The organism is Phocaeicola sp. (assembly GCF_048170425.1).
Classification (GTDB): Bacteria; Bacteroidota; Bacteroidia; order Bacteroidales; family Bacteroidaceae; genus Phocaeicola.
In genome coordinates this window covers 1-10,891 of sequence record NZ_DBEXBB010000157.1, presented here as the reverse complement: position 1 = coordinate 10,891, position 10,891 = coordinate 1, and the positions used below count along the sequence as shown (strand labels likewise).

Genomic DNA, 10,891 nt, shown 5'->3' with positions numbered 1-10,891 from the left:
ATGCTTTTTAAAGAATAAGGATAATTATGGAGAAAGTTATTATTAACTCGTACGAAGAGTTCGAAAAATTGGTAGGCCGGCAGATTGGAGTATCAGAATGGCTTGAAATTCCGCAGGAACGCATCAACCAGTTCGCAGATGCTACATTGGATCACCAGTGGATTCATGTGGATGCAGATCGTGCCAGAGTGGAAAGTCCTTACAAGAGTACAATTGTACACGGGTATCTTACCTTGTCTTTGTTGCCTTATCTGTGGAATCAGATTATCGAGGTGAACAACTTGAAGATGATGGTGAATTATGGAATGGACAAGATGAAGTTCGGTCAGGCAGTATTGTCAGGTCAGAGTGTACGTTTGGCTGCTGATTTACACTCACTGGTAAATCTGCGCGGAGTGGCAAAGGCAGAAATCAAATTCTCTATTGAAATTAAAGACCAGAAGAAGAAAGCTTTGGAAGGTATTGCCACTTTCTTGTATTATTTCAATTAATACGTGGCAAGGGATTTGTTCGGAAGTAGACGCAGCAGGAATATGGTTGCTGCGTGCATGCTTCCGGAATTATTCAGAATTTTAAAGAGGTATAGAATCCGCAATAACCGTCGCCTGCTACGGGACTGATAGCTAAATCATGTTTTTGGGCAAACGGACGGGTAAAAAGGTAGGAGCTTCCTACTCCGATGGCCGCACCGGCCGCTACATCCCACCAGTCATGTTTTTTCCCATACACACGACTCCAGCCTACGTAGGTCGAAACCACATAGGCAGGTAATCCCCATTTCCATCCGTAACGTCGCTGGATGAAAGAAGCGGCGGTAAAAGAAACAGAGGTGTGCATGGACGGAAATGAATGGTTGTCACTGTAATCGGGACGTTCTTTTTTGACTGCATATTTCAATGCGTATGTAACCCCTAACGTGGTAATTCCAGCCAATGCTCCCTGTTTCAGTCCTTGCCAGTCTTTTTCAATAAGTATGGCTGTCAGTCCGGCTACGGGAAGCAGTACGGTACCCACATCGCCGGAAGTACGTACGGCTTTTCGGGGCTGGCTGATTTCAAGCTGTTGTGCCTGTAAAGACACGCTGAGGCAGAGTGCTGCCAAAAAAATCATGATAGGTTTCATGACAGGATAAGAATTTTAGGAATGAATATTATTAATCCGACAATGGCTGCGCTGATAGCCAGAATCAATACGGCACCAGCTGCCAGATCCTTTGTACGCTTGATGGCTTCGTTGTATTCAGGTGAAACTAAATCGGCCAGTGCTTCAATGGAAGAATTGACTGCTTCTGCAGCCAGTACGGAACCAATGGCAAACACGATGGCTATCCATTCAGTAGAGGAGAGTCCTATTAGCCATCCTGCTAGGGTTACACATACTGCGGCGAAACAATGAATCCAGGCATTGTGCTCGCGTGTAATCAACAGACGGATGCCGTTTCCTGCAAACTTAAAGCTTCGGAGCCGCTTCCGTAAGGTAAATCCTTCGTTCTTCATGCGGTAAATCAAATTTCAACGGTCACTTCCACCGGACAATGGTCAGAGCCGAATATGTCCGTGTGAATCTTGGCTTCTTTCAGTTTATCGGCAAGGCTCGTTGAGGCCAAAAAGTAGTCAATACGCCACCCTGCATTCTTTTCGCGTGCCTTGAAACGGTAAGACCACCAGGAATAGATGTTGGCTTGTTCAGGATAGAAATGACGGAAGGTATCGATGAATCCGGCATCTAACAGCAATTGAAATTTTTCACGTTCCTGGTCGGTAAATCCCGCATTCATCCGGTTTGTTTTCGGATTCTTCAGGTCAATTTCCTTGTGGGCTACATTCAGGTCACCGCATACCAGTACGGGCTTAATCTGGTCTAACTTCTGCAAATAAGCGCGGAAGTCATCATCCCATGTCATGCGGTAGTCCAGACGTTTCAGGCCATCCTGTGAATTCGGTGTGTAGACCGTTACCAGGAAGAACTTTTCCATCTCCAGTGTAATGACACGTCCTTCATGGTCGTGTTCATCAATTCCCAGACCGTAAGTTACTTGCAGAGGCTGGTGCTTGGTAAAGATGGCAGTACCGGAATATCCTTTTTTTTCGGCATAGTTCCAGTAGGAGGTATATCCTTCAAAAGAAAGATCAAGCTGTCCTTCCTGCATTTTGGTTTCTTGCAGGCAGAAGAAATCAGCATCAAGTTGGGTGAATATGTCTCGGAAACCTTTGTCGCAACAAGCTCGCAGTCCATTTACGTTCCAGGATATAAGTTTAATCATACAAGTTATTTTTTCAAATCAAATAAGTAAGTCAGACGTCCGCCAATGTAGGAATGAGCAGAACGTGAGAAATAATCTTTTTTACTGTTGTTGTAGAAATCGCTCAAACCGAAATAATAACGGGCTTCCAGCAGAAAATGGCCGATTCCTGTGCGTATCTCCAAGCCTCCTCCTCCTACGATTCCGTAGTCAAATTTCCGGTCGGCAAATTTTCCGTATTGTTCATCAGTTCCTTGCGGACGGTTGGTGGTATCCCAGGTAGACGGGTCGCTGTAATGTTCTTTTTCTCCCAACAGGAATCCTACCTGCGGACCCAGGTTAATAATGAATCGCGCTCCGTTTCCTTGGTCCTTTCCAAATGCCAGATGAGCTAATAGGGGGATTTCTATGTAATTCATGGCACGGTGGTAGGTATTGTTACTGCCGTCTTCAATGACTTCCTTCCATCCTCGCTGGGAAAAGTTTATTTCTCCCTGTATACCACAAATCATTTTGAAGTATTTCTCAGAGATATAACGGACTGTAAGACCAAATTCCGGTGCAATGAAGTTAGTCTGCTTGATACTAGGAGTAAAACTGACAGAGTTTAAGTTTACCCCTCCATTGATTCCCACAGACAGATTATGGCGTTGGTCCTGTAATTGGGCAAACAATGACAGGGGACGCATGCACAGCAGGCAACATATGAAAATCAGTTGGCGGTATTTTTTCATTTTATTCAAAATCAAGTTTGATCAATTCGTAATTCTTGGTCAGATGAACAAAAAATACTTTCCGGTTGATAAAGCCACCCCAGTTGTTGACTCTTTCAAATTTGAATCCAGTCTGAATGGGAGTAACAGATACTTTGTCCAGGTTTTCTTCAAATTTATTGCCTTGCTGTGACAATCCCTTCAGGAAGAAGTATCCTGTATCAAATCCCAGCATGCCGTATTTTGGGAAAGTGTTCGCCATGTCTTTACTATACCAGCGGCGATAGCTTTGAGTGAACCGAACTGCTTCCGGGAACAGGTTGTTGGTATAGAACGATGAATAGAAATACGTATCCAGTTCATAGAAGCTGGCCAAATGCTCCTGTGTATAAGTCTGCCATTCCGGATAACCGAACAGGTGCATGTCAAAATGCGGATGTGAACGTAAAACATTGGTCAGTTGAGGAAGTATCCGGGTCAGTGCCGAACTACGTCCGGAAGTCGGAATAAAAATATTTTCCCTCAGCGTATCCATGGCTGCGATGATTTTTTCCGGAGCGATTTCGCTGCTTAACTGAATTTGTTTGAAGTCTACACGGTTGTCTTTCAACTCGCTTTTCAAGCCGTTGATGAATTCATTTTTTTCCTTGTCTCCATTGGCCGGATCGACAAATACGATGCGGGCCTTGCTGAATTTACGGAGAAAATGGTCATACGCCTCTGAGTAGAAATAAGATTGCGGTGTATTAATCTGATAGACCATCGGGTTATTGAACACCTGATCTACTTTTGGAGCAAAAGGAACGACCAGTCGTATTTTGTTACGTTCTGCAAAATTTGCCAGTGGTTCGATGTTTGAAGTGTGAACAGGTCCGAAGATAATGTCCATATTCTTCATCTCCGGCTTGCTGAGAATATTAGAGATTACATTGGCACTGCCTTTTGTGTCGTAAGTATATAAATTAACTGACACACCTTGGCGTTTCAGGCTGTCTACAGCAATCAGGAATCCTTCGTAATATTCAACCATGCGGGTCTGCTCTTCAGGTTTGATACTTCCGGAAGCCGTAAAAGGAAGCATCACGGCTGCCTGAATGGTATGCAAAGACCTAGAAGCGACCTTACTTTGCTTGAACAACTCTTCATTAGATGGTGTTTGAACCATTGTGGGAGTAGTCGTTGCTGTAGGCTGGCTACTTTTAGGGTAAGGAATAAAGATGAACATGCCTTTTTTCAGCTTCCCGTTTTTCAATTCCGGATTCAGAGCCAATAAATCTTCTTGCGTAATACCATATTCCTGACAGATACTGAAGATAGTCTCTTTTCGCTCCACTTTATGCATTTCTTTCCATTCTTTTGAAGAAGTGGAAGGTGTAGAGGGTTGTGTCGGGGCAAGTGGGGTAGCTGGTTCCGTCACATCTTCTGTCGGGATAGATACTACTTGTCCTACGCGGAAGTTGCTGGCACTCAGACCTGGGTTGGCATCACATATAGCTTGAGCACTGGTATTATATTTAACCGTCAGCTGGTAAAGTGTTTCGCCGGCTTGTATGGTGTGGAATCTTCCACTTTTATTGGAAGAAGAGGAATTTGTCTGGGGGATTTTCAATGCTTCTCCTGCTCGGATTTGTTTGTCGCTTCCCGGATTCAGGCGAACAATGTCGTCAATAGATACATGATACATGCTTGCAATGGAGTAAAGGCTTTGTCCTTTACTTACCGTATGTAAAAAGTAATTGTTTCCGTTCTGTGCGAAAGTAGTTGTTCCGGCGTTTCCTAAAGTCAAGGCCAGTGAAAGACAAACTATCTGAAAGAATCTCATGGTCATTTATGGATTTGTTGAGTGGCAAAAGTACAAAAAAAATTGTATTGTCGAATGAAAATGAAAAAGTAAATATCTCTATCTTTGATTCCCGAAGATAGGATGCGGTTCGGAAGTAGAACCGAAAAATACGTTTTTCGTTCATACTTCTCTCACCTTTCACTATCTTTGCAAAGATATCATTGAAGGATAATGTATGACTGAAGGAACAGAAACGATTTGTGTACAAGGTGCTCGGGTACATAACCTGAAAAATATAGATGTGGAAATTCCTCGTGACAGCTTGACGGTGATTACCGGATTGAGCGGAAGCGGAAAGTCTTCTCTGGCATTTGATACGTTGTTTGTGGAAGGACAGCGCCGTTATATTGAGACTTTTTCTGCCTATGCCCGTAACTTTTTGGGAGGGATGGAACGGCCGGATGTGGACAAGATTACGGGATTGAGTCCGGTGATTTCCATCGAACAGAAGACGACGAACAAGAATCCGCGTTCTACTGTGGGAACAACCACTGAGATTTATGATTATCTGCGACTGCTGTTTGCCCGTGCGGGTACGGCTTATTCCTATCTCTCGGGTGAGAAGATGGTGAAATATACCGAAGAACAGATCCTGGATTTGATACACCGTGATTATAAAGGAAAACGCATTTATATCCTGGCACCTCTGGTGCGTACGCGTAAAGGACATTACAAGGAATTGTTCGAGCAAGTACGCAAAATGGGGTATCTCTATGTGCGTGTAGATGGAGAAGTGAAGGAAATCGTACACGGCATGAAGCTGGACCGTTACAAGAATCACGACATAGAGGTGGTGATTGACAAGATGGTGGTTACGGAAAAGGAAGAAAGCCGCTTGAAGCAGAGTGTGGCTACAGCTATGCAGCAGGGAGACGGACTGTTGATGATACTGGATGCGCAGACAGAAAGTGTACGTCATTACAGCAAACGCCTGATGTGTCCGGTGACGGGACTTTCTTACAAGGAGCCTGCACCGCATAACTTCTCGTTCAATTCTCCGCAGGGGGCCTGCCCGCGTTGTAAGGGACTGGGGTATGTCAATTTGATTGATGTGGACAAGGTGATTCCGGACCGTTCGCTTTCGGTGTATGAAGGAGCTGTGGCCCCGTTGGGGAAATATAAGAACGTAATGATATTTTGGCAGTTGGAAGCGTTGCTTGAACGTTATGAGGCAACATTGAAGACACCGGTCAGTGAGTTGCCGGATGATGCCATCAATGAGATTTTGTATGGATGCGATGAGCGCCTGAAGATTAAGAGTACACTGATTCATGCCACTTCCGATTACTTTATTTTATATGAAGGCATTGTCAAATATATTCAGATGATGCAGGAAAAGGAAGCTTCTGCCACCGCACAGAAATGGGCGGAACAGTTTGCTAAGACGGATGTGTGTCCGGATTGTAAAGGGGCACGTTTGAACAAGGAAGCCTTGCATTTCCGCATTCACGACAAGAATATTTATGAATTGGCCACGATGGACATCAGTGAGTTGTATGACTGGGTGTGCCATGTGGAAGATTTTTTGGAAGATAAGCAGCGATTGATAGCGACGGAAATCCTGAAGGAAATACGTACGCGACTGAAGTTCCTGCTGGATGTGGGACTGGACTATCTGTCATTGAACCGTTCTTCGGTGACGCTTTCGGGAGGAGAGAGCCAGCGTATTCGTCTGGCCACACAGATTGGTTCTCAGCTGGTGAATGTGTTGTATATTCTGGATGAACCTAGTATCGGGCTGCATCAGCGTGACAATATCCGGTTGATTAATTCTTTGAAAGAACTGCGCGATTTGGGAAATACCGTTATCGTAGTGGAACATGACAAGGACATGATGCTGGCTGCGGATTACGTGGTGGATATGGGACCGAAAGCCGGTCGCTTGGGCGGTGAAGTCGTTTTCTCTGGTACACCGGAAGAAATGATGAAGACCAACACCCTGACATCGCAGTACCTGAATGGAAAAATGAGCATCGAAGTTCCGGCGGAACGAAGAAAAGGCAACGGGCATTCCCTCGTGTTGAAAGGGGCACGTGGAAACAACCTGAAAGGCGATGATGTGGAGTTCCCATTGGGAAAACTTATCTGTGTGACCGGCGTATCCGGTAGCGGGAAATCTACCTTGATAAATGATACCCTGCAGCCTATTCTTTCCCAGCATTTCTACCGTTCGCTGCAAGACCCTTTGCCGTATGACAGCATTGAAGGGCTGGAATACATTGACAAGGTGGTGAACGTGGACCAGTCGCCGTTGGGAAGAACCCCTCGTTCGAATCCGGCTACCTATACCGGAGTCTTTTCCGACATCCGTAACTTGTTTGTCGGTCTTCCGGAAGCCAAGATTCGCGGCTATAAGGCAGGTCGTTTCTCTTTCAACGTGTCGGGCGGTCGCTGTGAGACGTGTGGCGGAAACGGTTACAAGACCATTGAAATGAATTTCCTTCCTGATGTGCTGGTGCCGTGTGAGGTCTGTCACGGAAAGCGTTATAACCGTGAAACGTTGGAGGTGCGCTATAAAGGCAAATCCATTGCTGATGTACTGGACATGACCATCAACCGGGCAGTAGAATTCTTTGAAAACGTGCCGCAGATACTGAATAAAATCAAGGTGCTGCAAGAAGTGGGGTTAGGATACATTAAGTTGGGGCAGCCTTCTACTACCTTGTCGGGAGGAGAGAGCCAGCGTGTGAAACTGGCTACCGAACTGGCTAAAAGGGATACCGGAAAGACTATCTATATTTTGGATGAGCCGACTACCGGACTGCATTTTGAAGACATTCGGGTGTTGATGAACGTGCTGAACCGTCTGGTAGAAAAAGGAAATACCGTCATTGTCATAGAGCATAATTTGGATGTCATTAAGATGGCAGACTATATTATCGACATGGGACCGGAAGGCGGAAAGGCCGGAGGACAGTTGCTGGTATGCGGCACACCGGAAGAAGTGGCTCAGTCGGGTAAAGGATATACATCCGGATTTTTAAAAGAAGAACTGAAAGGAGTAACAAAATAATGGCAAAAGACAAGATTGCAAAAACCAATGCGGCCCGTTTGCTGGACCGGGATAAGGTGAAATATGAACTGGTTCCTTACGAGGTAGATGAAAATGATTTAAGTTGCGTACACGTAGCCGCTACTTTAGGAGAGAACATCGAACAGGTATTCAAAACGTTGGTGCTTCAAGGAGATAAGTCGGGTTACTTTGTCTGTGTGATTCCCGGTGAGCACGAAATCGACCTGAAGCTGGCAGCCAAGATTTCAGGCAACAAGAAATGCGACCTGATACCGATGAAAGAACTGCTTCCGCTGACGGGATACATTCGTGGAGGATGCTCTCCGATAGGGATGAAGAAGCATTTTCCTACATATATTCATCACACATGCAATGACTTCCCTTACATTTACGTAAGTGCAGGAGTGAGAGGCTTGCAGGTGAAACTGGCTCCGGCTGATTTAATCAAAGTGAGTCAGGCTGAGGTTTGTACTTTATTTTAACTTGATAGAAAAAGAATTTATAATTTATGGGATACGGAAAATGGATTGGGGGAATCATGGGTTTCATGACCATGGGACCTCTTGGAGCCTTGGCAGGATTTGCCATCGGTTCTTTGTTTGATAAAAGCGTGACAGCACAGGAGGAAATGGACGGTGGCTATGGAAGCACGGCACAAGAAGATGTGTACACAGGCCAGCGTAACAGTTTTTTATTCTCCATGTTGGTCATGGCTTCGTATATCATTCGTGCCGACGGACGCATTATGCACAGCGAAATGGAGTTTGTGCGTCAGTTCTTGCGCGTGAATTTCGGAGAGGCTTCTGTTAGTGAAGGAGAGCGTATTTTGCTGAATCTGTTTGAACAGCGCAAGCGTATGGAGCAGAATGACCCTTCTGCCTTTCGTCGTACCATTCGGGAGTGTGGGGCACAGATTGCTGCCAATCTGACGTATGAACAGCGTCTGCAGTTGCTCGATTTTTTGGTGAAGATAGCACAGAGCGACGGAAATGTTTGTTCGGCAGAAGTGGATGCCTTAAAGGAAGTGGCTCAGTCCATGCAGTTGTCCATGCAGGAAGCCGATTCCATGTTGAACCTGAGAGGCGATTCGCTGGAAGATGCCTACAAGGTGCTGGAAATCGAACCTACAGCCTCAGATGAGGAGGTCCGTAAGGCATATCGTAACCTGGTACTGAAACATCACCCTGACCGTGTGGCTACGTTGGGTGAAGACATCCGGAAAGCTGCTGAAGAAAAGTTGCAACGCATCAATGATGCCAAGGAGCGTATTTTCAAGGCAAGAGGAATGAAATAAATAGCATGAAGGCCTGCTTCGTCTTTTACGATGCAGGCCTTTTTTTTTATTGTTCTGATACACAGTGTTATATATTCTGCGGGTACTTCCTGAGAAGTATTGCAGTACTTCCTTGGCAGTACTCCAGTACTTTCGGGGAAGTACTGAAGTACTCCTTAGAAAGTACTGGCTAGTCGAACCAGTTGAATCCTTCTTCCTTCAGGTCAAAGTCCAGATTTTCTGTGACTCCTGCTTGTTTCAGGGCCTTGCGAATGATTTCTTGTTCTTGGAGATTCAGTTTTCTGTCTCCTCTTCTTCTTTCAAAGTAAGGATTCCGTCCGAAGCGTGCAATCAGAAAATTCATAAACTTCTGGTATTGTTCGGGATACATTCGCTTTTTCATTTGTGTGAAGCCGCGCATGTAGGTTACGGGAGCGGCATCACGGTAATACGGGCATGAATGGTCTTTAGTGCATCGGGTAGGATTGGCCAGATGTAGAAAAGCTTCTCGTTCCAATAATACCGGATAAGCCAGTTGACGAAGACAGGTGGAACCGCAAGTGCAATCTTCATGTGCGCATACGGAAAAATTGGCCGGAGCCTCTTTGTAAGGATTCTTTTTCATAAACGTGTTTTTTTATGTTTGAGTTTGATGACAAACTTATATAAAATTATGTTATAACGTATAAGTATTGTCGGTTTTTCTGCTTTTTATATGATATTGGTTGTGCTCAAATTGTATAATGTTAAATGTTTGGTATGTTTGACATCGTGATAAGTTACGATTATAGAAATAGCTTCTTCGCATAATGGAAAGTTTTGTTCCGTCATATTATGCGTATTTTTCTATTCAGGAAGACACGATCTTTAATCCTATAATAGACACTATCAACGTAAAAATAAAGAAAAGTCTCCCAAAACTTACAGGCTCTTTAAAAAAGAAGATTCCTATCAGAACCGTACCGACAGCACCGATACCCGTCCAAACAGCATAAGCCGTACCGATAGGTAAAGTCTTCAAAACCTTAGTTACAATATACAAACTAAGCGCAATAGCACTTGCCGTACCTATACACCACAAACCTTTTTCAAATCCTACAGTCTTGCTCACTTTGTTAAGGCAAAAGGTAAAAACGAGTTCGATACACCCGGATACCACTAAAAGAAACCAATTCATAGCTTTAATTCTTTTTTTGGTTGCAAATTTCGGTATTTGCGGTCTGTTTCTTCTTTACATGTTTTAAAAAACGATTTTACATTTGATAAATTCATTTTATTTGTGCTCTAATACGGCTCAAATTGACTTGAGAAATCCCCAGATAAGAGGCAATTATGCCTAATTGTACTCGTTGTATTATGTCCGGATATTCATTTATAAGTTCCTGATACCTTTCCAATGATGTTTTGAATTGCCGGGCTATAAACAATTTTTCCGACTTAATGCAAGCGTATTCCGCATACCGGCGTCCCCAGTTGGCTATATGTATATCGTTCCGATATAAATCCTGCAACCGCTCCAAATCAATTTCATACAAAACACAATCCTCCAATAGTTCTACTGTGGCATATTCTCCCAGACCTGCAAAAAGAGTTTGCAAAGGAAATATAAGATCTCCTTCTTGACCGAACCAGAATGTAATTTCCTTGTCATCCTTATGTGCATATGCCCGGGCAATTCCTTTCTTTATGAAATAAGATTTTGTTTCCTTCTTATTTTCCCGATGCAAGTGAAATTTTTTAGGATATTCCACTTCTGATATCGAAGCAATCAATGTATCGAGGGAAATTTGAGGTAATTTATAAATGC

General features: G+C 44.2%; 12 protein-coding genes. 4 read left to right on the top strand and 8 right to left on the bottom strand.

Features of this window, described 5'->3' with window-relative positions:
• Positions 1 to 26: 26 nt before the first annotated feature.
• On the top strand, positions 27 to 491 hold the full coding sequence (locus ACMJ0U_RS06050) for a MaoC family dehydratase (RefSeq protein WP_417128853.1): 465 nt from the start codon (positions 27 to 29) through the stop codon (positions 489 to 491).
• Between the two features lie 73 nt (positions 492 to 564).
• On the opposite strand, the gene ACMJ0U_RS06045 is transcribed toward ACMJ0U_RS06050, so the two are convergent.
• The 5 genes from ACMJ0U_RS06045 to ACMJ0U_RS06025 are packed head-to-tail and all read right to left on the bottom strand — an operon-like array spanning position 565 to position 4,777.
• Positions 565 to 1,122, bottom strand: coding sequence for a phosphatase PAP2 family protein (locus ACMJ0U_RS06045; RefSeq protein ID WP_417128851.1), 558 nt, complete (start codon positions 1,120 to 1,122; stop codon positions 565 to 567).
• On the bottom strand, positions 1,119 to 1,496 hold the full coding sequence (locus ACMJ0U_RS06040; protein ID WP_417128850.1) for a diacylglycerol kinase family protein: 378 nt from the start codon (positions 1,494 to 1,496) through the stop codon (positions 1,119 to 1,121). The genes ACMJ0U_RS06045 and ACMJ0U_RS06040 overlap by 4 nt, the downstream gene beginning before the upstream one ends.
• Before the next feature lie 8 nt (positions 1,497 to 1,504).
• On the bottom strand, positions 1,505 to 2,263 hold the full coding sequence (locus ACMJ0U_RS06035) for an exodeoxyribonuclease III (protein ID WP_417128849.1): 759 nt from the start codon (positions 2,261 to 2,263) through the stop codon (positions 1,505 to 1,507).
• A 5-nt stretch (positions 2,264 to 2,268) separates the two neighbouring features.
• Positions 2,269 to 2,976 carry a porin family protein gene (locus ACMJ0U_RS06030; RefSeq protein WP_417128847.1) on the bottom strand — a complete coding sequence of 236 codons (708 nt, stop codon included), beginning with the start codon at positions 2,974 to 2,976 and terminating at the stop codon, positions 2,269 to 2,271.
• 1 nt (position 2,977) lies between these two features.
• Positions 2,978 to 4,777: a LysM peptidoglycan-binding domain-containing protein gene (locus ACMJ0U_RS06025; RefSeq protein ID WP_417128855.1), complete on the bottom strand. Its 1,800-nt coding sequence runs from the start codon at positions 4,775 to 4,777 to the stop codon at positions 2,978 to 2,980.
• Between the two features lie 196 nt (positions 4,778 to 4,973).
• Here ACMJ0U_RS06025 and uvrA point away from each other — a divergent pair, with 196 nt between their 5' ends.
• From uvrA to ACMJ0U_RS06010, 3 genes are read left to right on the top strand one after another with little or no spacing between them, the layout of a single operon-like run.
• Entirely contained in the window at positions 4,974 to 7,811 is a 2,838-nt protein-coding gene (gene uvrA, locus ACMJ0U_RS06020) for an excinuclease ABC subunit UvrA (RefSeq protein WP_417128846.1), read from the top strand.
• The gene (gene ybaK / locus ACMJ0U_RS06015; RefSeq protein ID WP_007562878.1) at positions 7,811 to 8,293 is read left to right on the top strand and encodes a Cys-tRNA(Pro) deacylase; all 483 of its coding nucleotides are present in this window, start codon (positions 7,811 to 7,813) and stop codon (positions 8,291 to 8,293) included. Before uvrA ends, ybaK begins: the two co-directional genes overlap by 1 nt.
• Before the next feature lie 26 nt (positions 8,294 to 8,319).
• Positions 8,320 to 9,105 carry a DnaJ domain-containing protein gene (locus ACMJ0U_RS06010; RefSeq protein ID WP_417128845.1) on the top strand — a complete coding sequence of 262 codons (786 nt, stop codon included), beginning with the start codon at positions 8,320 to 8,322 and terminating at the stop codon, positions 9,103 to 9,105.
• Between the two features lie 169 nt (positions 9,106 to 9,274).
• On the opposite strand, the gene ACMJ0U_RS06005 is transcribed toward ACMJ0U_RS06010, so the two are convergent.
• The 3 genes from ACMJ0U_RS06005 to ACMJ0U_RS05995 all read right to left on the bottom strand — a co-directional run bounded on the left by ACMJ0U_RS06005 (position 9,275) and on the right by ACMJ0U_RS05995 (position 10,889).
• A complete protein-coding gene (locus tag ACMJ0U_RS06005; RefSeq protein WP_417121228.1) occupies positions 9,275 to 9,709 on the bottom strand; it encodes a DUF6078 family protein in 435 nt (144 codons plus the stop codon).
• 225 nt (positions 9,710 to 9,934) lie between these two features.
• A complete protein-coding gene (locus ACMJ0U_RS06000) occupies positions 9,935 to 10,261 on the bottom strand; it encodes a DMT family transporter (protein ID WP_417128844.1) in 327 nt (108 codons plus the stop codon).
• A gap of 91 nt (positions 10,262 to 10,352) precedes the next feature.
• Positions 10,353 to 10,889: a Crp/Fnr family transcriptional regulator gene (locus ACMJ0U_RS05995; RefSeq protein ID WP_417128843.1), complete on the bottom strand. Its 537-nt coding sequence runs from the start codon at positions 10,887 to 10,889 to the stop codon at positions 10,353 to 10,355.
• Positions 10,890 to 10,891: the final 2 nt, after the last annotated feature.

Coding starts and splice junctions, on each gene's coding strand:
- ACMJ0U_RS06050 (WP_417128853.1), top strand. CDS start 27: ATGGAGAAAGTTATTATTAACTCGTACGAAGAGTTCGAAAAATTGGTA.
- ACMJ0U_RS06045 (WP_417128851.1), bottom strand. CDS start 1,122: ATGAAACCTATCATGATTTTTTTGGCAGCACTCTGCCTCAGCGTGTCT.
- ACMJ0U_RS06040 (WP_417128850.1), bottom strand. CDS start 1,496: ATGAAGAACGAAGGATTTACCTTACGGAAGCGGCTCCGAAGCTTTAAG.
- ACMJ0U_RS06035 (WP_417128849.1), bottom strand. CDS start 2,263: ATGATTAAACTTATATCCTGGAACGTAAATGGACTGCGAGCTTGTTGC.
- ACMJ0U_RS06030 (WP_417128847.1), bottom strand. CDS start 2,976: ATGAAAAAATACCGCCAACTGATTTTCATATGTTGCCTGCTGTGCATG.
- ACMJ0U_RS06025 (WP_417128855.1), bottom strand. CDS start 4,777: ATGAGATTCTTTCAGATAGTTTGTCTTTCACTGGCCTTGACTTTAGGA.
- uvrA (WP_417128846.1), top strand. CDS start 4,974: ATGACTGAAGGAACAGAAACGATTTGTGTACAAGGTGCTCGGGTACAT.
- ybaK (WP_007562878.1), top strand. CDS start 7,811: ATGGCAAAAGACAAGATTGCAAAAACCAATGCGGCCCGTTTGCTGGAC.
- ACMJ0U_RS06010 (WP_417128845.1), top strand. CDS start 8,320: ATGGGATACGGAAAATGGATTGGGGGAATCATGGGTTTCATGACCATG.
- ACMJ0U_RS06005 (WP_417121228.1), bottom strand. CDS start 9,709: ATGAAAAAGAATCCTTACAAAGAGGCTCCGGCCAATTTTTCCGTATGC.
- ACMJ0U_RS06000 (WP_417128844.1), bottom strand. CDS start 10,261: ATGAATTGGTTTCTTTTAGTGGTATCCGGGTGTATCGAACTCGTTTTT.